Annotated in this window: 20 protein-coding genes; 1 reads left to right on the forward strand and 19 read right to left on the reverse strand. The window is 61.3% G+C overall.

Annotated features, from left to right (window positions below; genetic code table 11):
- Window positions 1–53: 53 nt before the first annotated feature.
- The 19 genes from ACIQTW_RS10660 to ACIQTW_RS10750 form a co-directional block, all read right to left on the reverse strand.
- The gene (locus tag ACIQTW_RS10660) at window positions 54–1178 is read right to left on the reverse strand and encodes a thioesterase domain-containing protein (protein WP_402936775.1); all 1125 of its coding nucleotides are present in this window, start codon (window positions 1176–1178) and stop codon (window positions 54–56) included.
- 47 nt (window positions 1179–1225) lie between these two features.
- A complete protein-coding gene (gene pyrE / locus ACIQTW_RS10665; RefSeq protein ID WP_091465032.1) occupies window positions 1226–1798 on the reverse strand; it encodes an orotate phosphoribosyltransferase in 573 nt (190 codons plus the stop codon).
- A gap of 5 nt (window positions 1799–1803) precedes the next feature.
- Window positions 1804–2787: a LacI family DNA-binding transcriptional regulator gene (locus tag ACIQTW_RS10670; RefSeq protein WP_402936776.1), complete on the reverse strand. Its 984-nt coding sequence runs from the start codon at window positions 2785–2787 to the stop codon at window positions 1804–1806.
- Window positions 2788–2886: 99 nt separating this feature from the next.
- On the reverse strand, window positions 2887–4170 hold the full coding sequence (gene mmsB / locus ACIQTW_RS10675) for a multiple monosaccharide ABC transporter permease (RefSeq protein WP_402936777.1): 1284 nt from the start codon (window positions 4168–4170) through the stop codon (window positions 2887–2889).
- A 5-nt stretch (window positions 4171–4175) separates the two neighbouring features.
- Window positions 4176–5705, reverse strand: a complete 1530-nt coding sequence (mmsA, locus tag ACIQTW_RS10680; protein WP_402936778.1) for a multiple monosaccharide ABC transporter ATP-binding protein — start codon at window positions 5703–5705, stop codon at window positions 4176–4178.
- A 126-nt stretch (window positions 5706–5831) separates the two neighbouring features.
- On the reverse strand, window positions 5832–6980 hold the full coding sequence (gene chvE / locus ACIQTW_RS10685; RefSeq protein WP_402936972.1) for a multiple monosaccharide ABC transporter substrate-binding protein: 1149 nt from the start codon (window positions 6978–6980) through the stop codon (window positions 5832–5834).
- A 335-nt stretch (window positions 6981–7315) separates the two neighbouring features.
- Complete coding sequence (locus ACIQTW_RS10690) at window positions 7316–9604, reverse strand: gluconokinase, GntK/IdnK-type (protein WP_402936779.1); 2289 nt, start codon at window positions 9602–9604, stop codon at window positions 7316–7318.
- The gene (gene manD, locus ACIQTW_RS10695) at window positions 9594–10823 is read right to left on the reverse strand and encodes a D-mannonate dehydratase ManD (protein ID WP_354514051.1); all 1230 of its coding nucleotides are present in this window, start codon (window positions 10821–10823) and stop codon (window positions 9594–9596) included. The genes ACIQTW_RS10690 and manD overlap by 11 nt, the downstream gene beginning before the upstream one ends.
- A 108-nt stretch (window positions 10824–10931) precedes the next feature.
- Window positions 10932–12308: a mannitol dehydrogenase family protein gene (locus ACIQTW_RS10700; protein WP_402936780.1), complete on the reverse strand. Its 1377-nt coding sequence runs from the start codon at window positions 12306–12308 to the stop codon at window positions 10932–10934.
- The gene (uxaC, locus tag ACIQTW_RS10705) at window positions 12305–13711 is read right to left on the reverse strand and encodes a glucuronate isomerase (protein WP_402936781.1); all 1407 of its coding nucleotides are present in this window, start codon (window positions 13709–13711) and stop codon (window positions 12305–12307) included. Before uxaC ends, ACIQTW_RS10700 begins: the two co-directional genes overlap by 4 nt.
- Window positions 13712–13803: 92 nt before the next feature.
- Window positions 13804–14850 (reverse strand): LacI family DNA-binding transcriptional regulator, encoded by a 1047-nt coding sequence (locus tag ACIQTW_RS10710; protein ID WP_402936782.1) that lies wholly within the window; start codon window positions 14848–14850, stop codon window positions 13804–13806.
- A gap of 75 nt (window positions 14851–14925) precedes the next feature.
- On the reverse strand, window positions 14926–16092 hold the full coding sequence (locus ACIQTW_RS10715; RefSeq protein WP_402936783.1) for a Gfo/Idh/MocA family protein: 1167 nt from the start codon (window positions 16090–16092) through the stop codon (window positions 14926–14928).
- A gap of 24 nt (window positions 16093–16116) precedes the next feature.
- Window positions 16117–16977 carry a sugar phosphate isomerase/epimerase family protein gene (locus ACIQTW_RS10720; RefSeq protein WP_402936784.1) on the reverse strand — a complete coding sequence of 287 codons (861 nt, stop codon included), beginning with the start codon at window positions 16975–16977 and terminating at the stop codon, window positions 16117–16119.
- 62 nt (window positions 16978–17039) lie between these two features.
- Window positions 17040–17927: an ATP-binding cassette domain-containing protein gene (locus ACIQTW_RS10725; protein ID WP_309075959.1), complete on the reverse strand. Its 888-nt coding sequence runs from the start codon at window positions 17925–17927 to the stop codon at window positions 17040–17042.
- Complete coding sequence (locus ACIQTW_RS10730; protein WP_402936785.1) at window positions 17924–19828, reverse strand: dipeptide/oligopeptide/nickel ABC transporter permease/ATP-binding protein; 1905 nt, start codon at window positions 19826–19828, stop codon at window positions 17924–17926. Before ACIQTW_RS10730 ends, ACIQTW_RS10725 begins: the two co-directional genes overlap by 4 nt.
- On the reverse strand, window positions 19825–20766 hold the full coding sequence (locus ACIQTW_RS10735; protein ID WP_402936786.1) for an ABC transporter permease: 942 nt from the start codon (window positions 20764–20766) through the stop codon (window positions 19825–19827). Before ACIQTW_RS10735 ends, ACIQTW_RS10730 begins: the two co-directional genes overlap by 4 nt.
- 6 nt (window positions 20767–20772) lie before the next feature.
- Window positions 20773–22311: an ABC transporter substrate-binding protein gene (locus ACIQTW_RS10740; RefSeq protein WP_402936787.1), complete on the reverse strand. Its 1539-nt coding sequence runs from the start codon at window positions 22309–22311 to the stop codon at window positions 20773–20775.
- A gap of 179 nt (window positions 22312–22490) precedes the next feature.
- On the reverse strand, window positions 22491–23498 hold the full coding sequence (locus ACIQTW_RS10745; protein ID WP_402936788.1) for a Gfo/Idh/MocA family protein: 1008 nt from the start codon (window positions 23496–23498) through the stop codon (window positions 22491–22493).
- A gap of 63 nt (window positions 23499–23561) precedes the next feature.
- The gene (locus ACIQTW_RS10750) at window positions 23562–24407 is read right to left on the reverse strand and encodes a sugar phosphate isomerase/epimerase family protein (RefSeq protein WP_402936789.1); all 846 of its coding nucleotides are present in this window, start codon (window positions 24405–24407) and stop codon (window positions 23562–23564) included.
- A gap of 198 nt (window positions 24408–24605) precedes the next feature.
- On the opposite strand from ACIQTW_RS10750, the gene ACIQTW_RS10755 reads away from it, so the two are divergent.
- On the forward strand, window positions 24606–25625 hold the full coding sequence (locus ACIQTW_RS10755; protein ID WP_402936790.1) for a LacI family DNA-binding transcriptional regulator: 1020 nt from the start codon (window positions 24606–24608) through the stop codon (window positions 25623–25625).
- Window positions 25626–25630 lie beyond the last annotated feature (5 nt).

A 25630-nucleotide genomic window follows, 5' to 3' on the forward strand; every position in this document is an offset into this window, starting at 1 on the left:
CGGGGATATCCACCCTGTACTCGAGTACAGAGCTGCCTTGTACGAAAGTTCACCTAGGCCGGGCGGATGACCTTACCGTTGGGCTCTTGGTATGACGGCTCCTGGGGCTCGGGCGGGAGCGGCTGGAGCTCATCCTGGACACGTTCCAGCAGCGGCCTGTAGATGCTGCCGTTCCATTGCGGGCTGGCATGTGCGGGCCGCGCGCCTTCCGTGCTGAGCGTGGGCATTGCCATGTTGGCGCCGAAGACTTTGCTCCACCCCGCACGTGCCGACTCGTAATCCACCGTGGCATCCTTGGCGTTGCCGATGAAAGCCATCTTGGTGCCCCCGATTTTCCCCGCCAGTCGGAGGCCGTCAAAGTGGTAGATGTACGCCGACTCCGTCTGTATCAGGACGCTGGACGGGGCGATCGGCGATAGCTGTTCCAGGCTTTGGTCCAGAATCTGGCGCCAGGTGCGCTCATCTTTATGCGCCACCCGCTCCCCCAGCTCGTAGCCGCCGCGCAGGACAGACGGGATGCGGAAGCCATTCTCGTAAAGGAACACCACGCCGTCGAACCAGCTCTGGTCCAAGACGTCGGCGCGGCTGAACGGACTTGAATCCAGGACGATCACCTGCGTCTCGACACCGTGCAGCTCCAGCAGGCGGGCGGCGACCTGGGTGGCGAGCATTCCGCCGAAGCTGTGGCCGTAAAAGTACAGCTTCTCCAATTTCAGCTCGCGGACGTGCAGGATGATTTCGCGGACTATTTCGTCCACGTCCAGGCCCAGGTTTGAATACCCGACGGCGGCAAGGCGGCCCCGCTGATGCAGGGCAGGACGCAGCGAGTTGAGGATCCACTGTGCCTCTTCCCAACTTGTTTTGTAGCCGGGGAAGAGGATCCAGCTGGCGTTGGGGAAGTAGAGGTCCGAGTACGGATCCGGGACGCGGAGGATCTTGGTGGCCCGCCGCTCGGCCTGTACGCGCCGGGTGAAAAGCATGTCCGCGGCGAGCGCTCCGGAGGCTCCGGCGGTGATAAGGAAATTGCGGCGGGACGTTTTCTTCAGCCGGGCAGCGTAGGGCAGGATCCGGGCCCATGAGCCCGGATCCTCGGCCTGTACCGGTTCCGGAGTCGCCTGCGTGGGGAGGTTTTCGTTCACCTCCGGCGGCGCCGTGAGCTTCCCTACTTGAACGTCCACGCAGCAAGCATAGGCTTCGTGGGCACTGCCTTACAGCCCTGCAGTTCCTAGTTGAGGCCCAGTTCATCCTTGCCGAAGGCGAAGAGGTACGGCACGCCGGTTTCGGCTTCGATCTTCTCTTTGGCGCCGGTGTTGCGGTCCACGATCACGGCCACTGCCACAACGTTGCCGCCCGCTTTACGGACACCTTCGACGGCGGTCAGTGCGGACCCGCCGGTGGTGGACGTATCCTCGAGCACCACTACGTTGCGGCCTTCAACCGAGGGGCCTTCCACCTGGCGGCCCATGCCGTAGGACTTCTGGGCCTTGCGGACAACGAAGGCGTCCACGGCACGGCCGGCGTCGGCAGCGGCGTGCATCACAGCGGTACCTACGGGGTCGGCACCCATGGTGAGCCCGCCGGCGCACTCAACTGACACGCCGGCGTCGTCGATCATTGCCAACATGACCTGGCCCACCAGCTTGGAGGCCTCGTGGTGCAAGGTGATGCGGCGGAGGTCGATGTAGTAGTCCGCTTCCTTACCGCTGGAGAGGATTACCTTGCCGCGGACCACCGCGAGTTCTTTGATGAGTTCAAGGAGGCGGGCGCGGGCAGCAGCAGTATCAGGCGTGGAAGTCATGGCTCCTAGTTTAGTGGGGCCGACGTGGTGGCGCGGATCACCAAGCGGGGATTGACGATCTGATCGTCGATACCGCCGTCGCCATCCAGTTGCTGCAGCACCGCTTCCATACAACGGCGGCCGAGTTCCTCGAAGTCCTGCTTGATGGTGGTCAGGGGTGGCATGAAGAATTCGGCTTCGGGTTGGTCGTCATAGCCCACCACGCTGATGTCGCCCGGCACGCGAAGGCCGGCTTCCTGGACGGCGCGGAGTACACCCACTGCCATTTGGTCGTTCGCGACGAACACGGCTGTAACGGTGTGTTGTTTGATGAGGTCCAGCCCGGCGCGGTACCCCGATGCCGCGTCCCAGCCGCCTTGGAGCAGGATGTCCGCGCCCAACCCAGCATGTGCCAGCGATTCCTGCCATCCCTTGATGCGCTCGGCCGCGTCGATCCAGTGCGGCGGGCCGGAGATGTGGGCGATACGCCGATGCCCCAAACCGATCAGGTGGTCAACAGCGAGGCGCGCTCCGAGCCGCTGATTCAGTGATGCGCCCGTCAGCTGGTTGCCCGTGCCCGCCCCGACGGCCACGATCGGCACGGGAAAGGAAACATCGCGCAGGACCGCGAGGACATCGGGATGCGGAACCAGGATGACGATCCCGTCCACGGACTGGTTCCGGAAGTGCGCGATGGCATCGTTGACGCTGTGGTCGGTCACTTCCCGGAGGTTCGCGATGCTGACGAAGTAGCCGGCTTCACGTCCCGCTTGTTCGACTCCCAAGAGAGTGTTCGCGGGTCCGAATTGACCTGTTTCGCAGGCAAGCACGCCAATGGTCCGGGACCGCCGGGTGACCAGGCTGCGGGCAGCAGTGTTGCGGCGATACCCAAGCTGCGCGATGGCTGACTCCACGCGCTCCTTGGTCTTGCCGCTGACGTTCGGATGGTTGTTCAGTACGCGGGAAACGGTTTGGTGCGAGACTCCTGCCATCTTTGCGACGTCACCCATGACTGGAGGCCTCGCCTTTTCGTCAGGCCTCGCAGCTGTGTCCGCCCCGGCCCCGGGCGTTGCCCTGGGCCGGGGCGCTCCCCCTCTGGACATCAGCGACTATTTCGCGTCGACGACGACGGGCTCAGACTTGGCTGGGGTAGACGTTTCGGTTGCCGGAGGGGTGGTCTTCCACTTGAAGCGACGGCCCACGGAAGAACCTCCACCGGAACCGGTGCGGTTCTTGTTGAAGATGTCGAAGCCGACGGCGAGCAGCAGCACCAAGCCCTTGATGAGCTGCTGGTAATCCGTTCCCAGGCCAAGGATGGACATTCCGTTGTTGAGGACGCCCATGATCAGGCCGCCGATCATGGCCCCTGCTACTGTTCCGATGCCGCCCTGGACTGCAGCGCCACCAATGAAGGCGGCAGCGATGGAGTCGAGTTCGAAGCCGGTGCCGCCTGCAGGCTGTGCCGAGTTAAGGCGAGCTGTGAAGACCAGCCCGGCCAGGGCGGCGAGGACACCCATGTTGACGAAGAGCCGGAAGGTGACCTTTTTGGTCTTGATGCCCGAGAGCTCGGCCGCGTGGAGGTTGCCGCCGATCGCATACGTGTGCCGGCCGAAGATGCTGTTGTTCATCAGGGCCGAATACACAATCACCAGGACAGCCAGGACGATCAGGACAATCGGGGTGCCACGGTAGCTGGCCAGGAGGAAGGTAATGATGAGCATCAGCACTGCGATGAACCCGTTCTTGACGGCAAACCATGCCATCGGTTCATTTTCCAGGTTGAACTTGCGGCGAACCCGACGTTCCTTGATGGCTTGGAACAGAATGGCAGCCGTACCACCGACGCCGAGGATGACCGTCAACCATTCCAGGACGGACGTGCCGCCGGAAATGTCCGGGAGGAAGCCGCCACCGAGGGCGCGCAATTCGTTCGGGAACGGGGTGATCTGCTGGTTCTTTAGGGTAATGAGAGTCAGGCCACGGAAGATCAACATACCCGCGAGGGTGACGATGAAGGCAGGGATGCCCACATAGGCAATCCAGTAGCCTTGCCACGCTCCCACCAGCGCGCCCACCAGGAGGCAGGCCGGGATGGCGAGCCACCACGCCCAGCCCCAATGGACGATCATCACGCCTGCCACAGCGCCGATGAAGCCTGCAATTGAGCCGACGGAGAGGTCGATGTGCCCCGCGATGATGACCATCACCATGCCGATGGCGAGGATCAGGATGTAGCTGTTCTGGACCACCAGGTTGGTGACGTTCTGGGGCTGGAGCAGGATGCCGTCGGTCAGTACCTGGAAGAGGATGACGATCAGGATCAGGGCGACGAAGATGCCAACCTGGCGAAGGCGGCTTGTGAGGAAGCCAAGGGATTCTCGTAGGGCGGACATGTTCGCTATTCCTTCTCTTGAGTCATGAAGTGCATGAGGGTTTCCTGGGTGGCTTCGGCGATGGGGACTTCGCCGGTGATGTGGCCCGCGGACAGCGTGTAGATCCTGTCGCAGATGCCCAGGAGCTCCGGAAGCTCAGAGGAGATCACAATGACGGCTTTCCCTGCCGCTGCGAGCTCCGCAATGATCGTGTAAATCTCAAACTTGGCGCCGACGTCGATGCCCCGGGTCGGTTCGTCCAGGATCAGGACGTCGGGGTCCGAAAACATCCATTTGCTCAGCACCACCTTTTGCTGGTTTCCACCTGAGAGCTTGCCGGTGATGGCAGCTACGGAAGGAGCCTTGATGTTCATGCTCTTCCGGTAGTGGTTGGCAACGGTGGTCTCCTTGTTGCCGTCCACCCAGCCCCGTTTGGCCAGCTTGTTCAGGGCTGCCATGGAGATGTTCCGCTTGATGTCTTCAATAAGGTTCAGGCCGTAGTGCTTGCGGTCTTCGGTGGCGTACGCAATCCCATGGTCTATTGCGTCGGAGACCGTGGAGGTATCGATCTCCTGACCGTACTTGTAGACCTTGCCCGATACCGCCCGCCCATAGGTCCGTCCGAATACGCTCATGGCCAGCTCAGTCCGGCCGGCCCCCATGAGCCCGGCAAGGCCTACCACTTCGCCCTTGCGCACGTTCAAACTGGCGTTGTTCACCACGGTCCGGGAATGATCCTGCGGGTGCTGGACTGTCCAGTCTTCAATGCGGAGGACTTCCTCGCCGATGTTGGGGGTCCGGTCCGGATAGAGGCTTTCGAGGTCGCGTCCAACCATGCCCCGAATGATGCGTTCCTGGGTGATCTGGCCTTGGTCCAGGCGCAGGGTCTCAATGGATTTGCCATCGCGGATGATGGTCACGGCGTCGGCAACTTTGCGGATCTCGTTGAGCTTGTGGCTGATGATGATGCTGGTGACGCCCTGGCCCTTGAGGTGCAGGATGAGGTCCAGCAAGTGGTCCGAGTCTTCATCGTTCAGCGCCGCCGTGGGCTCATCAAGGATGAGGAGCTTCACCTCTTTGGACAGCGCTTTGGCGATCTCCACCAACTGCTGCTTGCCAACGCTGATGTGCTGAATGGGGGTGACCGGGTTTTCGCTGAGGCCTACGCGTGCCAGCAGCTTGGCGGCTTCCAGGTTGGTCTTCCGCCAGTCCACCCAACCCTTATTGGCAAGCTCGTTGCCGAGGTAGATGTTCTCGGCGATGGACAGGTACGGGCTCAGGGCCAGTTCCTGGTGGATGATCACGATGCCGCGCTTCTCGCTGTCCGTGATGCTCGAAAACTCGCAGGGTTCGTTCTCGAAGAGGATGTCTCCGTCGAAAGTATTGTGTGCGTAGACGCCGGACAACACCTTCATGAGGGTGGACTTCCCTGCTCCGTTCTCGCCACAGATGGCGTGGACCTCACCTCTGTTTACGTCCAGGGTGACGTCCTGAAGGGCTTTTACCCCGGGGAAGGTCTTGGTGATTCCTCGCATTTGAAGAATGGGTACGTTCATCGTCAATTCCCGCTGACTGGTTGAAACTTGGCCAGGCCGAGGACTCGGAGGCTCTGAAGGAGGCTGTGGCCCCGTCGCACTGCGCACTGCAACACAGGGGTTCGGGGCCACAGACCGGGGACGTGATTACTTGACGTCGGCTTCCGTGTAGTAGCCGGAGTCGATCAGTTCCTTCTTGTAGTTGTCCTTGGTGATGATGACGGACTTCAGGAGGTAGGCCGGGACAACCTTGACCTTGTTGTTGTAGGTCTTGGTGTCGTTGGTTTCCGGTTCGGTTCCCTTGAGGACAGCGTCAACCATCTTTACGGCCTGCGAGCCGAGCTGGCGGGTGTCCTTGAAGATGGTGGAGTACTGCTCGCCGGCGATGATGGACTTCACCGAGCCCTTTTCTGCGTCCTGACCGGTGACCACGGGCAGGTTGCCGGTGGAGTAACCGCCGGTGCTGCTCAGTGCGGAAATGATACCGATGGACAGGCCGTCATAAGGTGACAGCACGCCGTCGAGCTTGGTTCCTGAGCTGTACGCCGAGGTGAGGATGTCTTCCATGCGCTTCTGAGCTACCGGAGCCTGCCAGCGCAGGATGGCTGCCTGCTCAAACTTGGTCTGGCCACTGGGAACCTTCAGGGTGCCTGCATCCAGGTACGGCTTAAGGGTGTCCATGGCACCGGTCCAGAAGAAGTTGGCGTTGTTGTCGTCCGGGCTGCCCGCGAACAGTTCTACGTTGAACGGGCCCTTGCCTTCAACCTTGTTGCCGCTCGCGTCCACCAGCCCCAGACCGGTCAGCAAGGAAGTGGCCTGCTGGACACCCACCGTGTAGTTGTCGAACGTGGTGTAGTAGTCGACGTTCGGCGTGCCGTTGATGAGGCGGTCGTAGGCGATGACCTTGACGTTCTGTTCCTTGGCCTTGGCCAGGACGTCCGTCAGGGTGGTGCCATCAATGGCTGCGATGATGAGTGCCTTGGCACCCTTGGTCAGCATGTTCTCAATCTGGGAAACCTGCGTGGGAATGTCATCGTTGGCGAACTGGAGGTCCGTCTTGTAGCCAAGGTCCTTCAGGGACTTCTCAACGTTGGCGCCGTCGGCGATCCAACGCTCGGACGTCTGGGTCGGCATCGAAATGCCAACCAGTGAATCGCTGGGATTAGCACTGCTGGTGGACTCGGCAGAGCCACCGCGACTACCGCAGCCTGTGGCTCCGACAGTCAAGGTTAGGACAACCGCTACGGCGCCCAGGAGTTTCTTCAATCTCACGATGCTCTCCTTCCGCGGCAGCATTGCCGCGAACTCTGATGCGGCCGGAGCATCTGCGCGTCCGGCGGTGAAGCGTTTTGTGATCTGCGGCCAGCTGGGTGCCACATGCCACGAAAGGTGGTGCGAATGCCATTGTGAACGCTAACAATACCGTCGGTCAAGTGCCGTGGATCACGAAATGATTGCAGACTTCTGCCGCTCCTGAAGCTCTTGACTTGAAACGTTGTTAGCGTTCACAATTGGCGGGCTCATCCGTGGTAGACAGAAGGAAAGCCCGGCACTGCTTTGTGGGCAGTGCCGGGCTTCGAACGCTCCTCCGTGATGGCGGGGAGGAACTCTTCCCTGCTGGGAACAGGGAATCAGAGGCGGGTGTCGAACGAATCGCAGAAGACGTTCTGGTTGAACGTCCCTTGGAATTCGGACTTGCCCTGGATCTTTTGGATAGTTGCGCGGATGGCTTCGCGCGTTGCTGCGTGTGCGTGAATAGCGGTCCTGACCATGGGCACATCAATCAAGTGGTTGGGCTGGTTCAGAGAGACGAACACAGTGGGAACTTCCGCGGCGTACCAGGGAATTTCGGCTGCCATCGGTGATGACCACTTAATGCGGATGGATGCCTCCTGCGCGAAGCCCTTGACGTTGGCAAAGACGAAGGCGGCATCGTAGCGCTCCGAATAGTCCCCCGTTGCCTCCTCGGACAGGACCCGCATGAAGTTCATGCCGGACTCCCCTGCTGCTTCCCGCTGCTCAGCTGTCTTGAATACCTCCACGTCAAAGCCAGCAGCTTCCAGTTCTTCCCGAACAACGTCCAGGTACGCCAGTGGATCGGCCCGCGTGAAGTCGGCTCCGCCCGAAATCCCGTAGAGGCGGATACGCTTATGGGTTTCCGGCGTGATCGGCAGATTATGGGCAGTATCCTTCACCAGGGTGACTGTCTTGTCAGCGACAGCAGCGGCAATGGCACGGTGCGCCTCACTTCCGATGACCGCCAAGGCATCGGCCGCCGGAACCAAGGATTCCGGGGAAGCAAGGTGCAAGCCCAGGCTCGCTTTAAGGCCGAGAATCCGCCGAAGGGCATCGTGCAGGCGCCCCTCGGTGACGACCCCGGACTTGTAGCCGTCCAGCATGTACTGGAAGTCCTCGTCCGGGTTTCGGAAGAACAAGAACATGTCACAACCCGCTGCGATCGTGGCAGGTACAAGGTCCTTACGCTTCATGGCCTGTGTCAGGCCAACCATGAGCGAAGCGTCCGTGAGGACCAAGCCGTTGAATCCGAGCTCACCCCGCAGCAGATCCTGCAATAGTTCCGGAGCAAGGGTCGCCGGCAGGACTTCAGCATCTGACAACCCGGGACGGAAGTGCCGCGACACCTCAGGAGCGCCGATGTGGCCCACCATGATGGACTGCACTCCGTGCCCGATCATTTCGCGGTACACATGCCCGTAGCTGGCGTTCCACTCGCCGTACCCAAGGGTGTTGTACGACGTGACCACATGCTGGTCGCGCTCATCAATGCCATCGCCGGGGAAGTGCTTCATGGCGCAAACAGTGGGTGATTCACTGATGCCGTCGAAGTATTCCTTTGCGCGTTCCACCACAATTTCCGGGCTATTTCCGAAGGCCCTTGTGGAGATGACCGTGTTCCGCCAGTTGTAGTGGATGTCCACGATCGGCGAGAAGGCCCAGTTGCAGCCCAGCGCTGCAGTTTCAACGCCGGCCACTTGGCCCATCTGCCGGGCGATGCTCTTGTCAGGATGAGAACCAGCCTGGAGATGGGTGGAGACGAACGTGCCGTCATCGCAACTGCCTGCGCCACCCATCTCGGGGTTGGACGCAATAAGCAAGGGGATCCGGGTCTTGGACTGCGCGTAGCGGATGTGTTCCTGCACGGCGTTGGACGGTCCCGGCCGATAGCGCATGCCACCTACGTGGAAGTTCTCCAGCACGCCATCGAGGTACTCCGGGGAGTAATCGTTGTTGTGGTTGATGAACAGCTGGCCGATCTTCTCTTCCAGAGTCATGGAGCCAATGGTGTTCTCCACCCATTCCACCCCTGCGTCGTCAAGGTTGAACGGGGCCGCTTTGAGGTCCACCAGGAACGGCCCGGACGACGCCGCGGACAAACCGTTGAGGTTTGCGCCTGCTTCATCCACGATGTCCTCCACGGATTTGGCGATATCCACGATGATTCCGGCTTCGTCGTCCTGCAATGGCTCCAGCGTGGCCAGCTGGGAATCGAGCAGTGAGGCCGGCATGAAGTGCCCGGGCCGCGCAGCCATGCGCGCATTCAGCAGCTCGCGGCTGCCGTGCAGGTGCACGAACACCACGGACGGATCGGCGCTGCGGATGATGTCCCGGTACGAGCGCTTAAGCGCGCTGCACGCAATCACCAGAGAAGAGTTCGACGCCGGAAACCGCCCGCCGATTTCGGCCAGCCATGGTGCCCGGTCGTCGTCGTTCAGCGGAGTACCCGAGGCCATCTTGGCGATGTTCGCCTGGGGGTGCAGCGAATCGCCGTCGAGAAATTCAGCGCCGAGACGCTCGGCGAGGGCGGCACCGATGGTGCTTTTGCCGCAGCCTGCCACGCCCATGACCACGATGTGATGCCGTAGTTGCGATTTACCAATCATGGCCGACTTACCAGTCATGAACAGTGCCGTCCACGAGGCGGTTGTACGGCAGGTAAGCCTGCTGGTACGGGAACGCGGCGGCGGCTTCTTCGTTGAATTCGACGCCGATACCGGGGTTGTCGCCGGGGTGCAGGTAGCCGTCCTTGAAGGTCATGGACTGCTGGAAGACCTCGTTGGTCTTGTCCGAGTGCTGCATGTATTCCTGGATGCCGTAGTTGTGGATTGCCAGGCCGACGTGAAGCTGTGCAGCGAAGCCCACCGGGGAGATGTCCGTGGGGCCGTGGAAACCGGACTTGATCTGATACTGGGCTGCGAAGTCCATGACCTTCTTCAGCGGTGAGATGCCGCCGAAGTGGGTGGAGGCTGCACGGACGTAGTCGATCAGCTGTTCCTTGATAAGGGTCTGGAAGTCATACACCGTGTTGAAGATTTCACCGATGGCCAACGGGGTGGTGGTGTGCTGGCGGACCAGGCGCAGCCCTTCCTGGTTCTCGGCGGGGGTGCAGTCCTCCAGCCAGAAGAGGTCGTAAGGTTCCAGGGCCTTGCCGAGCTTGGCGGCCTGAATAGGCGTCATGCGGTGGTGGCCATCATGCAGCAGCGGGATTTCCGGACCGAATTCGTTGCGCACGGCTTCGAAAACGGTGGGCAGGTGACGCAGGTAGGCGCGTGTGTCCCAGTCCTCTTCCAACGGGAAGTTACCGCGGCCGGCAGGCTCGTAGTCATACCGCTCACCCGAGGCCTGCGCCTGCGCGGCAACACCATAGACGGCCTTGATACCGGGGACGGCGGTCTGGATGCGGATGGATTTGTAGCCCAATTCCAGATGCTCGCGCACGGAGTCGAACAGCGACGGAATATCAGCGCCGGATGCGTGCCCATAAGCCCGCAGTCCGTTGCGGGAAGCGCCACCGAGCAGCTGGTAGACCGGCATCCCGGCAACCTTGCCCTTGATGTCCCACAACGCCATATCGACGGCGGCAATAGCCGCCATGGTGACGGGACCGCGCCGCCAGTAGGAGCTGCGGTACAGGAATTGCCAGGTGTCCTCGATCCGGTGCGGATCCTTGCCGATGAGCAGCTGTGCCACGTGTTCCTTGAGGTAAGCGGCGACGGCGAGTTCACGACCATTGAGGGTCGCGTCACCGATGCCCGTCACACCGTCTTCCGTGGTGATGCGAAGAGTGACGAAGTTGCGGGACGGGCTGGTCACAAAGACTTCAGCGGCAATGATTTTCACAGCTTTTCCTTTCGGGATGTGTACGATTTTAGGTCTGATCGGAGTAGGTGGCAACCGGTTGCCTTACGGATGGACACCCTGGACCGCTTAAGAAGTCGCGTGAATGCCCTACGCAGCAGTACCCGACGCCGTCGGACGGGCAGGCAGCTCTGCTCGTGGGAACCCAGCGCTGAGGTCCTCGACAAGGGTCACTATCGCGGGCTCCAGGGCGAGTTCAGCATCCAGCAATGCCAAGAGCGCAGCCACCCGCTCATGGCCCACCAGCCGGTTGGCTTCCACTACGGCGTCCGATTGTGGGTCTTGCAAACCCGGATTCGCCTCCACAAAGGAGGCCCACGCGGCGATCATCCGGGCAGCACCCTGACCACTCCGGCCCGCATCGCGCTCAGCCCGGAGTACGGGAACGGCCCGCATCCGGAGCTTGGTGCTGGCGTCCATCGCGATTTGTGCGAGATGGTGGGCGATCCGCGAGTTGCCGAACCTCTCCAGCAACGCGGCCCTGTACTCGGGAATGCCCAGGTCGCCGGCGGCAAGGTGGCGGGATGCTTCATCCCAGAACTCCTCCACAGCTTGCAGGCACACCCCATCAGCCAGGGCTTCGGCAACAGTCGCATGACCACGCAGTTGACCGGCATAAGCCAGGATGGAGTGAGCGCCGTTAAGGAGCCACAACTTCCGGTTTTCGTATGGCTCTATATGATCCACGAAGACCGCACCTGCGTCCTCCCAGCGGGGGCGCCCGGCAGGAAAATCACCGCTGAGCACCCAGTTACGGAAAGGTTCAGCCACAACCGGAGCGTCATCCCGGTATCGGCACCGTTCGCTGATCAAGGCAACGTCTTCAGGCGTCGTGCGCGGCGTGATCCTGTCCACTGACGTGCTGACGAAGCTGATGTTGGCGTCGATCCAGTCCGCCAGACCGGCGTCGAATCCGCGGGCGAGATCCACCACGGCACTGCGGGCTACATTGCCGTTGTCCGAGAGGTTGTCACACGAAACAACAGCGAGGGGGCCGGCGTCGGCGTTCCTGCGCGCGGCGAGGCCCAGGACCAAACGGCCCAACGGCGTCGTGGGTTTTCGGCCTGAAACCAGCAGCGGAAGGTCGTCGGCACTGGAGCCGTAGGCGGCTTCGGTGATAGTCAACGTGACCACAGAGGTTTGGGAGGCCCCCACCAGTTCCACCAAACGGTCCACGTTGGCACCATCCACGGCTTCCACAATGCTGCCCACAACTTCAAACGTGTCGCCCGAATCCGAGCGTTCCACCACGGTGAAAAGTCCGTCTTGGGTGGCAAGGACCTCGGCGGCTTCGGGTCGGCGACCGGTGAACGAGGCAATGCCCCACTCCCCCGCGTCGCCGGCGTGCTGCGTGAACCAGGCTTGATGTGAACGGTGGAACGCACCGAGGCCCAAATGCACGATGCGCACCGGGGCCTTGGGGGCCGGCACAAGGTCGCGGCCAAGGCGCGGAAGTTCGGGAGTCATAGCTTGAACACCCTGCGGGGCGAGGAGTCGACGACGTCGAGAATCAGCTCGTGCGCGCGGTCTTCAGTGACGCGGTGCTCAGCCACCAGGCGGGCGAGGAACGACGCTTCAATCCTGCGGGAGGCGTCGTGCCGTGCAGGAATGGAGCAGAATGCACGGGTGTCATCAATGAAGCCCGAGGACCGCGAGAATCCGGCGGTTTCCGTCACCGCAGAGCGGAAGCGCAGCATGGCATCCGGCGCATCGAGGAACCACCACGGTGCCCCGATGTAGACGGAGGGGTAGAAGCCGGCCAGCGGGGCCAGTTCACGGGAGAAGACGGTCTCGTCCAGCGTGAAGAGCACCAGGTGGAAATCCTTGGCTGTGCCGAAGTCCTGCAACAGGGGACGGATAGCTTCGGTGTAGTTCACAGCGAACGGAATATCGTGACCGGTGTCCGCACCGAAAGACTCGAAAGTGGGGCCATGGTGGTTCCGGTACGAGCCGGGATGGATAGTCATGACCAGCCCGTCGGCCACCGACATGCGCCCCATTTGGTACATCATGTGGGCCTCGAACGCATCGCGATCCTGCGCTGCAGCCTTGCCGGCGCGGGCACGTTCAAACAGCGCTTCCGCCTCCGCGGCATCCAACTTGAGCGTGGCAGGTGTGCGGACGCCATGGTCCGCAGATACTGCGCCATGCTCCACAAAATAGCGACGACGGTTTTCCAAGGCCGCGATGTAGCCGGCGTAACCTGTTGCCCCGTCGCCCGCGGTGTCGATCAGCCTGTCAACGTTGGCGCTCCAGCTGGGATGCGCCACGTTCAAATAGGCATCCGGCCGGAAGGTGGGAAGCACGCGGCCGTTGAAGCTGAGGTCATTCGTGAGCGCCTTGTGGCTGGCCAGGTTGTCCAGTGGATCGTCCGTGGTGGCCAGGACCTCGATGTTGAAGTCCTTGAAAAGCTGACGGGGACGGAAATCCGGCTCCACAAGTTTCGCGGCGATCGCGTCATAGCTGGCTTCGGCCGGCATCTCACTGAGGTCTGCGCCAAGTTTGAACACATCGTTGAACTGGGTGCGCAGCCAGTACCCGGAGGCAGTGCCCTCAAAAAGGGGCCAGGCCTGAACGAATTGCCGCCATATTTCGCGTGACTGCGGAGCGGATTCCGTACCCGTCAGCAACTGATCCATCGGAACACCATTGGCGTGGATCAATCTGGTGACGTAGTGGTCCGGGCTGACCAGGAGTGCAGCCGGGTCCGGGAACGGCGTGTTCTGTTCGATGACGGCGGCGTCAACGTGGCCGTGGGGAGAAATGATGGGCAGGTCCTGGACGCGGTCCAGCAAGGATCGCGCGATGCTGCGCGTTCCGGGATCTGCGGGCAAGAGCCTGTCAGGGTGTGCGGCAATGGACTGTGACATAGGTCAATCTTGCGGTCCGGCTCCGCACTTTGTCAACCGGTTGCCAAAAATTGCCAATTCGTTGCAACGTGCTGTGCAAACGGATGGAAAGGCTAGGCGAGGAGGCGCCCGCTGGACCCTCGCACCACGAGTTCCGTCTCAACCCGGACGGCTTCGTCCGGAGCCTCGTGGCCCTGCAGCATGTCCAGGAGAATAGTGACGGCACGGGTGCCGCACTCCCCCAAAGGCGACCGCACCGTAGTCAACGCAGGAGTAGTGAAATCGGCACCGAAAATGTCGTCGAAGCCCACAATGCTGATCTGGTCCGGAACACTCATCCCGCCGGCCTGGAGCTCTTGCATCAAGCCGATGGCGAGGAGGTCGTTGTAGGTGATCACTGCCGTTGCCCCGCTTTCCAACACTTCACGGGCAACCTGGCGGCCGCCGTCTACCGTCGGTTTGGACGACTCAAGGCGCACCGCGCTGAGCTTGGACCACTCTGCAGCGGCTTTGACGCCATCCCACCGGCGTGCAGTCATCCAGGACTGTTTGGGGCCGGCAACGTACGCGAGCTTTTCGTGACCGTTGGCAGCCAGGCTGCGTACTGCTTCGCTAATGCCCTTGTTGACGTCCGGCACGACACACGGGACGCCTTGGACTTCACGGTTTATGACGGCCACGGGCTTGTCCGAAGCCAAGGCGCGGATCTGGTCATCATCCATGCGGGGGCTGGCAAGGATAAGGCCGTCCACCGTGCTCAAGAGGCGCCGGGCCGCTGTTACTTCGGTCTCCGGAGACTCGGCCGACTCAGCCAGGACCAGCGTGTAGTCCCGGGCGGATCCGGTGGTTTCCGCGCCGCGGATGATGTCAAAGAATGTGGGGTTGGTGATGTCCGCTACGATCAGCCCAATGGTTTGGGTACGGCCGGTGGGGAGGGCACGAGCGAACGGATTCACCTGATAGTTCAGCTCCGCCGCCGCATCTTCAATGATCTTCTGCGTCTTGGCGCTGACCCTGCCGGGCTTGCTTAGGGCGCGGGAGACCGTGGACGGATTCACTCCTGCCAGCTTGGCGATGTCGTAAATAGTGGCAGAGGACTTTTCGCCCCGTCCACGTTTGGTGGTGGCAGTAGATGCTCCGGAGTTCGTCACGTCAGTCACCGCTCCATCGTAGACCGCATGGCAACAAAACAGGCCGGTTGCCATCCCTTGTTCACGGCAACCGGCCTGTCCTGACTAGGAACGCTCGGGGAACTTACCCTCTTCAGCGATCCGCTTGTTGAGCTCCTGAAGGAATTCGTCCTCGTCAAAGTCCAGCGAAACTTCCTTGCCGGTCCAGCTGGAGAGGTGGATGGCATTGGCCAGTCGGACGCCATTAATCCCGTCCGAGCCTGGAGCAAGCAGAGGCGTGCCGTCCAGGATGTTGGCCGCAAAATTCTCCAGGACACCCGCGTGCTGGCCGCCCCACGCAGACTCGAACTCGATGACCTCGCTGCTGTACAACTCCTCACGGTTCAGCTGGCCCATGAAGAGCTTGCGGACACCTTCCATGTCCATCGAGTCACTGATTTCCCGCTCCGGCTTCACAAGACGGGTGACAGTGGCCACCTTGCTGTCCTCCACCACGATCTTGCCCTGGTCACCCAGGATTTCGAACCTGTCGGTTCCAACGATGTCGTGGGTAGCCGTCACGAAAACGCCCGTGGCTCCGTCGCCATAGTCCACTACTGCGGTGACTTCATCCTCGACGGCGATGTCACGGCGGAAGCCGTACGCCACCTTGGAGTAGACGGACTGGGGGACGCCACAGATCCACTGCCAAAGATCGAGCTGGTGAGGGGCTTGGTTGACCAAAACGCCACCGCCCTCACCGCCCCAGGTAGCGCGCCATTCGCTCGAGTTGTAATAGCCCTGCGGGCGCCACCAGTTGGTGATGATCCAGTTGGAGCGGCGGATCTTGCCGATCTCGCCGTTATCGACGATTTCCTTTAGCTTCTTGTACAGCGGGTTGTTGCGCTGGTTGAACATGATACCGAAGGAGAGCTCCGGCTTGGAGGCAGCGAACTCGTTGAGTTCCTTAACCTGCTTGGTATAGACACCGGCAGGCTTCTCCACGAGCGCATGGATGTTGCGCTTCAGTGTTTCGATGCCCATCTCCGGGTGCAGGAAGTGAGGCACGCACGTGACGATCGCGTCCACGGCGCCGCTCTCCAGCATCGAGATGTAGTCGCCGTAAAACGGGACATCCGGGTACTGGGATGCGGCAAGCTCCTTCTTGGCGGGATCGATGTCGGAAATGGCGCCGATTTCCATGTTGGGGACCAGGCCGTCCGTGATGAACTTGGCGTAGGCACCGCCTTGTTGGCCCAGGCCAATGATGCCGAGGCGTACTTTCTTGCTCATGAATGCAGTCTCCTGTGTAGAAATCTAGAAAAGGTCGGCGTGGCCCATGGCCATCAGGTTGTCGTATGAGGTCTGGAGTGCATCCCAGACGGTCCGCCCATACAGTTCGTCCTGCTCCACCAGGAGGTACCGGGCACCGGCTTCCACCGCTGCGGGGATGATCGATGGGAAGTCCAGGTTGCCCTCGCCCACTTCGGCGAACTGCACTACGTTGCGGAACTCGGCATTGAACCCGGGGAAGTCGCCCTTCTCCAAGAGCCCGAAGGAAGATTCAGGCATCTGACCAATTCTGTAGTCCTTGAGGTGCACCATTGCGGTCTTCCCCGCGTACTTTTCCAGGGTCCGCACGGGGTCCAGCCCACCGCGCTGCACCCAGTGGACATCAATTTCCATACCCATGGCCGGTGAGTTTTCGGCGATGATGTCCAGCATGTATTTTCCATCGAACTTTGCGAACTCAATGTGGTGGTTGTGGTAATAAAGGCTAAGGCCGTGTTCTTGCAGCCGCTCAGCGTAGCCATTGGCTTGCTTGGCGAACTCGACCACCGAATCCAACGACTTCATAGCCCCGAACGGAAGCATGCCGATCCGCAGCAACGAACTGTCCAGCCGCTTGGCGTCGTCCACGATCTTGTCGAAGTGGTCGGCCAATGTCTCCACCTCGAACCCTTTGCGGCCCTCCAAGTAGACCGAGAGTGCGGCGACGTCCATGCCCAACTCCGTTCGCGAGCGTTCCAGCTCGCCCACGTTCTCGGGGGTCATAGGGATTTGGGAAATTTCTACTGCGTTGTAGCCGATCGCGCTGACCTTGCGGAGCGTTTCAAATGCTCCAACGTCAGCAAAACTGTCCTTCAGCATCATGGCTTGGACGCCTATTGTGGCCACTTTTTCCTCCGGGGGTTTTCCGGGCCCTTCCGGACCCTGATGTCTAATTTCATGCCGGCCGTTCAGGCCACGGCACCTTGCTGTTCGATTTGGCTGCGTTGGTTCGCAAGCAAGCGGTGGCGGTCCGCCCGGCGTTGTTCCTGCCGGTCGGGATCGGGCACTGGAGAAGCGAGCAGCAGCCGCTGGGTGTAAGGGTGTTCAGGATCCCTGGTGACTACTTCGGCGGGGCCTTGCTCCACGATTTCGCCGTGGTACATGACAGCCACGCGGTGGCTGATGTGCCGCACCACATCGAGGTCGTGGGACACGAACAAGTACGAAACGCCGGTGTCCTTCTGGATCTGCAGGAACAGGTCCAGCACGCGGGCTTGCGTGGAGAGGTCAAGGGCACTCACCGGCTCGTCACAAACAATCAGCTTCGGGGACAGTGCCAGGGCCCTGGCGATCGCAACGCGCTGGCGCTGGCCGCCACTGAACTCACGCGGCAGCCGGTGAATTGCGTCGGTTGGCAGGCCCACTTGGTCCAGCAGTTCTTTGACGCGTTTCTTGGCGGCAGCAGGCTCCATGCCTTGCACGCCCAGGGGTTCAGCGAGGATGTCGCCGATTTCCAATGCCGGGTTCAGGGAGGTGTAGGGGTCCTGGAACACCACTTGGAGGTCACGGCTCAGTGTGCGGCGTTCTTTGCGCGAAGCGTTGCTGATGTCGTTGCCTTCGAAGATCACTTTTCCTGCGGTGACCGGCGCCAGGCCCAGGACAGCACGGCCGAGGGTGGTCTTGCCTGAGCCGGACTCCCCTACCAGGCCTAAGGTCTCCCCTTGTCCGATGGTGATGTTGATGTCCGTCAGCGCCCGGAAAGGCTTGGCGCGGAACCTCTTGCTGGGATACTCCACCACCAGGTTCTCCACGGACAGGAGCGGCGCCCCCTGCGATGAGTCAAAAGGGATACTCATGCCACCGGCTCCTTCTCTATGGCTGATCCAGGCTTGGACACAAGCATGGTCATGGGGGTCTTCCCTTCGAGCATGGAGCCCAGCAGTGTCTGCGTGTAAGGCTCTTTCGGGTTGCGGAGGATCTCGCGGACGGTTCCTTCTTCCACGAGCCGGCCGTTCTGCATCACGACCACGCGGTCGCAAAGATCGGCAACAACGCCGAAGTTGTGGGTCACCAGGATCACGCCGATGTTCAGGCGTTGCTGCAGCTCGCGCAGCAGGTCCAGCACGTCGGCCTGCACAGTGACGTCCAAGGCGGTGGTGGGTTCATCAGCGATAACCAGGTCCGGCTCGCAACTGATGGCACCGGCAATCAGCACACGCTGGGCCATACCGCCGGAGACCTCGTGCGGATAAGCGTTGAAAGTGCGCTCCGGGTTGGAAATTCCGACGTCGGTGAGCAGCTTGAGCGCACGCTGGCGGGCTTCCGCTTTGGAGATTCCCAGGACACGGACCATGGGGGTGACCAGCTGGTAACCGATGGTGAACGCCGGGTCCAGGTTGCTCATGGGCTCCTGCGGAATGTAGGAGATCCGCTTGCCACGCAGCTTGGACAACCGCTCCTGACTGACCCGGTCCTCGCCCGGGGCAACGGTGTAGTTGCCATCAAACTGGATGGAACCGCCCACAATGCGTGCGTTATCCGGCAGCAAGCCGAGGATAGAGAACGCGGTCTGGGACTTGCCCGATCCCGATTCGCCAACAATGCCCAGGATTTCGCCGCGGTCCACGTGGAACGAAACATCGTCCACTACCTTCTTGATGGAACCATCCGCCTGCGGATATCCGACGCCGAGGTTGGTCACCTTGACCAGATGGTGCTCGGTTCCAGCGTCGACGGCGGCCACGGACTTCCGTGACTGGCGCGCCTTGGCGGGGTCCGGCGTCGTGCTTGCAGAAGAACTTAACCTTTCTGCCGTTGCACCTGCGCGCTTCTTGCGGTGCTTGATCTTCTCGCCGTCTTCCAGGGCGTCGCGAATGGCGTTGCCCAGCAAGACCAGTCCGCCGATGGTGAGAGCCATGGCCAGCGCCGGCCAAAGGAGCAGCATCGGGGTGAGGTAGACGTTCTTGAAGCCCTCGGAGAGCATGACCCCCCAGGTTGCCTTGGTGGGGTCGCCCAGGCCGAGGAATTCGAGTCCGGACTGGATGGCGATGGCAACACCGGCGATGGCGGCAGTTTGGATGATGATGGGTGCCCGGACCACGGAGAAGATGTGGCGGGCGATGATGCTCAGGTCCGACAAGCCGGAGACCCGGGCGGCGTCAACGTAGAGCTCGTTCCGGACCGACTGCACTGCGGTGCGGGTAAGCCGGAAGTAGGAAGGACTGATCAAAATGCCGAAAGCGATCATCGAGATCCATACCGATGGGCCGAAGGCTGCGCGGATGGTCAGCAGGACGATGAGGCCGGGCAGGCTCATGAGGATGCTGACTACCCAGTTGGAGACAGCTTCGAATTTGCCCGCGTAGTATCCGGCGATCAGGCCGGCCGGGAGTCCGATGGCAATCGCTACACCGGCACACAGCAACGCAGACAACAGCGTCAGCTGAGCCCCGAAGAGCAATCGGCTCCAGGTATCGCGCCCCGCACTGTCAGTGCCCATGATATTCACTGAATCCGGGGCAGCCAGAGTCTTGGAAATGTTGGCGAAGTTCTCTTCGAAAGGCGCGATCACCGGCGCAAGGATGGCCAGCGCAGCAATGGTCAGCAAGATCGCCAGCGAGGCGATGCCCATGGGGTTCTTCAGAAGACGGCGCATCACGGTGGAACGGACCACCGTACCGCTCTGGCCGGCCTCGGGCTTCGCCGCGAGGCCCATGGAGTCTGCTGATACTGCTGCTGAATCTACGGAATCGCTCATGACACACGTACTTTCGGGTTGAGCCAACCATTGAGGATGTCCACCAGGAGGTTCACGACGATGACCACCACCACGGTGTACATCACCACTCCCATGACCACTGGAAGATCGGTTTGGGTAGTAGCAGCGACGGCCAGCGGACCCATTCCTGGCAGGGCGAAGATCTGCTCAATAATGACCACGCCGCCCAGCATGCCGATCAGTTGCAGGCTCAACACCGTCAAACCTGCCGGTGCGGCGCTGCGAAGCACGTGCTTGAAGAGGATTTCGCGCTCTCCGATGCCGCGGCTTCGCAGCGTCCTGACGTAGTCACGCTCAAGCTGCTTGATCACGGCGGAGCGGATTTGCTGCGCCCCACCGGTGACACCGTTGATGAGCAAAGCGATCACCGGAAGCGTCATGGAATAGACCCACGCCTCCGGCCCCACTCCCGGAGCGATGGTGCTGGTGGCGGGGAAGAAGCCGAGCTGGATGGCCAGGATGGTCACCAGGAACACGCCGATCACATAGCCGGGGATGGAGTCCCCAACGATCGCGCCAATCTGGACCACCCTGTCCACCCAGCCGCGCTTCACAGCTGCTGCAACACCGATCAGTGCTGCGCAAATGGCGATCAAGATCATTGCGGTGAAAACCATGGTCATGGTCACCGGGATGCGGGTGGCCAAAGAGTTGGCCACCGGCTCCGACGTGAACCAGGAGGCTCCAAGGTTCCCTGTCAGTGCATCGCCCAACCAGGCGAAGTAGCGGACAAAGAGTGGTTGGTCGAGTCCCAGTTCCTGTTCCTTCAAGGCAACCTGTTCAGGCGTCGCCTGGTCGCCCAGGATGTTCTGGGCGATGCTTCCGCTGGAGGTGTACAGCAGGGTGAAGGTGAGGACCGAGACGACGAACAACACCACCACTCCACTGCCCAGTCTTTTCGCAATGAACTTGATCATGGGGTCCTACTTGGCGGGCGAGTAGTTGTAGATGGACGGAACGGCCTGCTGAACCTGCGGCGTGACGTTCACTTTGTCGTTGTGGTAGTACATCTGGTTCACGCGGAACAGCGGGGCGAACCAGGCTTGTTCCACCACGTACTTGTTGACTTCCTGAGCCAGCTTGCCCGCGTCTGCGCCGCCGGTGCGAACAGCCGCGATCTTGGCCTCAAGCTCCGGAGTGGTGTTCTTGAACGGGTTGTACAAGGCCTTGGTGGAGACGATCTGGTCAATCGCCACCGTAGGCTCGCCCTGGAACAGGTTGAAGAAGAGCGCGGGGTACTTCTGAGCTGCAACATCCGCAGTGAAGGTGTTGGTAATTGCCGCACCCGGGTTCAAAGCGATTCCCACATCGGCGAGCTGCTGCTTGAGCACGGAAATCAAGGTTTCAGCACCGGGAAGGGTGGGAACCTCAAAGCTGACCTTGCCCTCGAAGCCGGACTCCTTCAGGAGCTGCTTGGCTTTCTCGGGATCGTAGCTGTAGTAGTTCTCCAGCTCCTCGGTCCACGCTCCACTGTCCTTGCCGAACGGCTGCGTGGTGGGTGTGCCTTGGCCCAGCATGACCTGATCCAGGATGGTCTTGCGGTCAAAAGCGTGGTTGATCGCTTGGCGGACCTTGACGTTGGCCAGGGCCGGGTTCTTGGCACCATCGCGATCCAGGAGCAGCAGCCCGGACCAGTCAACCTGGTTTGTCTGCAGCTTCATCCTGGCACCCTCGGCTTGCTTGCCGTTCTTGGGGTCGAGCAAAGTGGCATCAATCTGGCCGGACACCAGCGCGTTGGTGCGGGCGGTAGGGTCCAGGAGGATCTTGAGCGTCAGCTTCTGGAACTTCTGGAGGTCCTTGTTCCAATACCCTTCGCGGGCAGTGAACACTGACTGGGAGTCTTTCACTGAGGCTGCCTTATCCATCACGTAAGGGCCGGAGCCGACAGGTACGGTCTTGATGGCATCAGTGCCGAGAGCTGCCGGGCTTCCCATGAGGCCCGCAGCCTGGCTGAGGAAGTACTCAAGTGCCGGTTCCGGTGCACTGAGGTTGATGTCAATGGTGTCTGCGTCCACCACGGCGATGTCTGAAACAGAGGCGAGCTGCCCCATTTGGGGGCCGTTGGCCTTCTTGAAGTGATCCATGTTGGCTTTGGCTGCAGCGGCGTCGAACTTGGCACCGTCGCTGAAGGTGACATCGGTTCGCAGGTCCACTGTCAGCTTGGTATTGGTGTCGTTGTACTTCCAAGTTGTTGCAAGCATGGGGCTGAGCTTGCCGTCCGGTTCACGGAGGATCAGTGAGTCGTAGGCAGCCTGGTACGGCTGCAGCGCGTGGCCGACGTGGGCCTGTGCGGGATCCCAGGAGGTGAGGTCCCGAAGGGTGCCCAGCGTCAGGGCCGTGACGGTCTTGCTGCCGGCAGCCGAACCGGTTCCGGCTCCGGCGCCCCCGCCGCCACATGCGGTGAGCGCCAGGGAGGCGCTAAGTACGATGGCGGCTGCTGCCGCCTTGGGACCTAACTTCATTGTCGGCTCCTACTGAGTCTTTGCCTGATGCGAGTCAGAGCTTGGGGTATGTGGCCTGCACCACATTTTTGTGGTTATGAGATTTACAGTACGGACTTTGTGGGGTCTTGGCAACCGATTGTCAAAAGTTTCTTAAATTGTTGCCAAGCGGGTTCCCAGGGAGCGCTCACACGATGGGCCTAACCCACCTGGTCAGCTATTTCCGGGTAACTTTGAGCGTAAATATCCTTGATGATGGCCAGGGATTTACCGGCCTCAGCCGGGCCAATCCAGAACGGCCCGGCGTCCTGCAGTTTGTTGTAGAAATCTGCAATCAGCAGTTCGTGGGAAACCCCCCAATAGGATCTTCCCCCCGTCTCCGCCACCCTCTCGGGAACGACCTTAACCGTGCCGTCGACGTAAGTCACCGTGAGATCACCGCGCAGGCTGAGGGTTGCCTTCTCTGTCACAATGTCCAGGGTGACCGGCGCATTCACCACATTGGCCAGTGTCGCGTAAAAGACACTCCGTGCACCGTTCACATGCTCGGCTACGAACTCGGCGGTGTCTTCCACTTCGATCACGCCACCCAGCGAACGGGTGGACGCGTGCCCCTCCACCTTGGCAACATCACCCACCAGCCACTGCAGCAGGTCTACCGTGTGGATGGCCTGGTTCATCATGAGGCCACCGCCACCCTCCGCCCACGTGCCACGCCATGGGCGGCTGCGGTAGTAGCTGCCGTCGCGGTGCCACATGACGGTTGCCGAAGCGCCGATCACCTGCCCCAACGTGCCGCCGTCGAGCAGTTCATGCATGGCTTGCGACGTCGCGTTGTACCGATTCTGGAAGCAGACGGCGATTTTCGCCGTGCTCCTCTCCGCAACTTCAATCAGCCGCCGCCCTTCGGCCAACGTATGGGCCAGCGGCTTCTCCACAATGACGTTCACGCCGCGCTCCAAGCAGTCAGCGGCAACTGAAGCATGAAGATGGTGGGGCGTACAGATATGTACGACGTCGGGGCGAACCTTTTGGAGCATGTCCAGGTAATCCGCGTACCCCGGTACGCCCTGCGCAGCTGCCGTCGCTTCCAACCTCTCAGGATCGGTATCGCAGACCGCCACCAATTCGGCATTGCCCATGGTGGCCAGGGCCGAAAAGTGAATAGTCGAGATGTCGCCGCAACCAATAACTGCCGCCGTAGGCATACCTGCTCCTTTGAAGGTTAATGCTGGGGTGAAGGTTAGTACCGGGTTCTTGAGTGCCGGCCGTCAGGCCAGGGAAACGCCATTCTTGGCAGCGAGGCCCGCAAAGGCGCGGGCCGCGATTCCGAAGGCAACCGGCCCCGAGTACCCTCCGAGCTCGTGGGCACTGGCCAGATGCGGCTCCAGCGAGGCGAAGCCGGTGTAACCGTCCGCGGCAAGGGCGCTGATGGTCGCGTCCAATTCGCCGTCGCCTTCACCGGAGGGAACTACTGCACCCGTGCTGGCGATTGCGTCCTTGACCTGCAGATATTCAAGATAGGGACGCAGGATGGCATATCCCTCGGTGTAGGGCTTGACGCCTACTTGGACGAAATTGGCGTTGTCCCACGCAACCCGAAGCGCGGGAGAGTCCACCGCCTGCATGATGTCCAGGACACGATCGGGAGTATCCCCATAAATGCCCTTCTCATTTTCATGGAGAAGGACGATGCCGTGCGCTGCAGCTTCTGCAGCCAGTGCTGACATGCGCTCCATGACCGCCTCGCGGATGTCCTCCTGGCTCTGGCCTTCTCCGCGATAGAAGGAGAAGATGCGGACGTATTTAGTCTCCAAGGTCTTGGCAACCGAAATAATCCGGCGAAGCCGGGTCACCTCATGCTCGACCGGAAGGCTGACGTCCACCTTGCCAATGGGGCTGGCAACAGCTGAAACCTGGAGGCCCTTCTCATCCAAGATCGCCTTGAGCCGCTGGACGGCGTCCTGATCGAGCTCCGAAACATTAGTCCCCCATGCGCTGCGGACTTCAATGTGGCTCGCGCCGAGGGCCAACAGCACGGCGGCTTGCACGGTGGGATCGGGGTCTACTTCGTCGCCGAAACCGGACAGGCTCCACACGGCACTGGGTTGAGTCACGAACGTCTCCTAGTTAGTCCTGCAGCGACACGCGGAGGCGCGGTGACGCAGTTCACAGGCGGTCTTATTCCTCGAGTTTAGCCATCTTGGCACGCACTTGACAACCGATTGCCATTCGCTGCCATGCTGTGGCATCCTTATTCAACGGTGTGGCAGTAGTCACAGCCGGATGATTTCGTCGTTCAGAGAGGAACGCCCATGGCGACGCAACCCATGGCAACAGGCCGGCCTGCCACCATCCATGACATCGCTGCGCTGTGTGGCGTCGCAGCCTCCACCGTCTCGAGGGCCCTCGCCAATCCAGAGCGCGTCAATATCCGCACCCGGGAACGGATCCAGGCTGCCGCCGTCGAGCTGAATTACACTCCCAACTCCCAAGCTAAAGCGCTGAGCTCCGGGCGGACAGGGGCCGTGGGCGTTCTGGTTCCGGATATCACCAACCCGTTCTACTTCGACCTCATCAGGGGAACGCAGCTCCAGCTGAAGGCGGCCGGCTATACGCAATTGCTTGTTGACACGGAGGAATCGGACGAGGTGGAGGCCAGCACGCTGGAGCAGTTGCGCAAAAGTGCAGACGGCGTGATTGTCGCAGCGTCCCGCCTCAACGACGAAGCACTTGCCGCTGCCGCTGCTCAGATGCCGATGGTCACTGTTAACCGCGACGTCGACGGCGTCCCGGCAGTCATCATCGACACCCCCTCGGCCATGCCCCAGGCATTGGACCACCTCATTTCGCTCGGCCACACATCTGTTGCCTACGTTTCCGGCCCTGCCGTTTCCCAATCCAGTGCCCGGCGCTGGACCTCACTGTCACAAGCCGCCCAGGAACGCGGAGTCGAGGTCCGCAGCATCGGGCCCTTCGCCCCTAAAACCCAGTCCGGCGCAGCCGCTGCGGACGCCGCCGTTCACAGCGGCGTCACTGCGTGCATCGTCTTCAATGACCTCATCGCCATCGGTATGCTGCAGCGCCTCCGCGAACGTGGTCTTCGAGTGCCGGAGGACATGAGCATCGTGGGCTGCGACGACATCTTTGGGGCAGACTTCTGCAACCCACCCCTGACCACAATGACCTCGCCCATTGAGCAGGCAGGACGCGTGGCAGTGTCCATGTTGCTCGCCCAGCTGAATCCCCTGGCCGGCGGCGGAAACCGCAGCCGTTCCGTCATGCCTACGCACCTTACGGTCCGCGGTTCCACGGGTCCGGCCCGCCCCCACTAGCCATT

The organism is Paenarthrobacter sp. NPDC090517 (assembly GCF_044769165.1).
GTDB lineage: Bacteria > Actinomycetota > Actinomycetes > Actinomycetales > Micrococcaceae > Arthrobacter.

What these genes read in the sequence shown, in the direction of transcription:
- pyrE (WP_091465032.1), bottom strand. Translation starts at nt 1,798, where the DNA reads ATGACTTCCACGCCTGATACTGCTGCTGCCCGCGCCCGCCTCCTTGAA.
- ACIQTW_RS10670 (WP_402936776.1), bottom strand. Translation starts at nt 2,787, where the DNA reads ATGGGTGACGTCGCAAAGATGGCAGGAGTCTCGCACCAAACCGTTTCC.
- mmsB (WP_402936777.1), bottom strand. Translation starts at nt 4,170, where the DNA reads ATGTCCGCCCTACGAGAATCCCTTGGCTTCCTCACAAGCCGCCTTCGC.
- mmsA (WP_402936778.1), bottom strand. Translation starts at nt 5,705, where the DNA reads ATGAACGTACCCATTCTTCAAATGCGAGGAATCACCAAGACCTTCCCC.
- chvE (WP_402936972.1), bottom strand. Translation starts at nt 6,980, where the DNA reads ATGCTGCCGCGGAAGGAGAGCATCGTGAGATTGAAGAAACTCCTGGGC.
- ACIQTW_RS10690 (WP_402936779.1), bottom strand. Translation starts at nt 9,604, where the DNA reads ATGACTGGTAAGTCGGCCATGATTGGTAAATCGCAACTACGGCATCAC.
- ACIQTW_RS10700 (WP_402936780.1), bottom strand. Translation starts at nt 12,308, where the DNA reads ATGACTCCCGAACTTCCGCGCCTTGGCCGCGACCTTGTGCCGGCCCCC.
- uxaC (WP_402936781.1), bottom strand. Translation starts at nt 13,711, where the DNA reads ATGTCACAGTCCATTGCCGCACACCCTGACAGGCTCTTGCCCGCAGAT.
- ACIQTW_RS10715 (WP_402936783.1), bottom strand. Translation starts at nt 16,092, where the DNA reads ATGAGCAAGAAAGTACGCCTCGGCATCATTGGCCTGGGCCAACAAGGC.
- ACIQTW_RS10725 (WP_309075959.1), bottom strand. Translation starts at nt 17,927, where the DNA reads ATGAGTATCCCTTTTGACTCATCGCAGGGGGCGCCGCTCCTGTCCGTG.
- ACIQTW_RS10730 (WP_402936785.1), bottom strand. Translation starts at nt 19,828, where the DNA reads ATGAGCGATTCCGTAGATTCAGCAGCAGTATCAGCAGACTCCATGGGC.
- ACIQTW_RS10735 (WP_402936786.1), bottom strand. Translation starts at nt 20,766, where the DNA reads ATGATCAAGTTCATTGCGAAAAGACTGGGCAGTGGAGTGGTGGTGTTG.
- ACIQTW_RS10740 (WP_402936787.1), bottom strand. Translation starts at nt 22,311, where the DNA reads ATGAAGTTAGGTCCCAAGGCGGCAGCAGCCGCCATCGTACTTAGCGCC.
- ACIQTW_RS10745 (WP_402936788.1), bottom strand. Translation starts at nt 23,498, where the DNA reads ATGCCTACGGCGGCAGTTATTGGTTGCGGCGACATCTCGACTATTCAC.
- ACIQTW_RS10755 (WP_402936790.1), top strand. Translation starts at nt 24,606, where the DNA reads ATGGCGACGCAACCCATGGCAACAGGCCGGCCTGCCACCATCCATGAC.